General features: G+C 58.4%; 2 protein-coding genes. Both read right to left on the bottom strand.

Annotated elements, in window-relative coordinates; genetic code table 11:
- Positions 1 to 172: hypothetical protein (locus tag IM265_RS22240; protein WP_370625915.1), on the bottom strand; the 172-nt coding region annotated here is incomplete at its 3' end.
- Positions 173 to 313: 141 nt separating this feature from the next.
- Positions 314 to 454, bottom strand: a 141-nt coding sequence (locus tag IM265_RS21900) for a nucleotide disphospho-sugar-binding domain-containing protein (protein WP_370625914.1), incomplete at its 5' end; no start/stop codon positions are given.

Raw genomic sequence — 454 nt, 5'->3', positions numbered from 1 at the left:
CCAGCGCGTCGTTCACCGCTTGCCTTGTCAGCAACGGCGTCAGCGCGGCCAGCAGAATGGTCGAGACCGACGCTACCACTACGATGATGCTAAGTTTCTTACGTTCCCAGCACCCGCGTGCCAGGCGAACTATCCAAGACCGCGCAGGAGTGGGAGAGTGAGTCGCAGGCATTAAGCCTCCTCCGTCTGTAAAAAATAGGATCCAAGTCGGATCGCTGTGCAAAAAAAAGCGCCAGCCCGATCCGGTCCCGCATTGTTACGGGCGTATCTCCTGGATGTGTGCTGGCGTATGATCGTCATGACGGCGTAGTGGCTACCCTTTCTGTACCCTCGCGATCAGGCTTTTCGCCACCTCGCTCGGACAGGGTTGCGCTGCCATTTCCGCCGCTACCTCTTCAGAGGCGTCGCGAAGCGCGCGATTGTCGAGGAAAGCATTGATCATGCTGCTCGACAG

This window comes from Enterobacter cloacae complex sp. P17RS (genome assembly GCF_014895885.1).
Classification (GTDB): domain Bacteria; phylum Pseudomonadota; class Gammaproteobacteria; order Enterobacterales; family Enterobacteriaceae; genus Enterobacter; species Enterobacter bugandensis.
The sequence above is the reverse complement of the archived record's forward strand: the minus strand, read 5'-3'. Positions and strand labels throughout refer to the sequence as shown.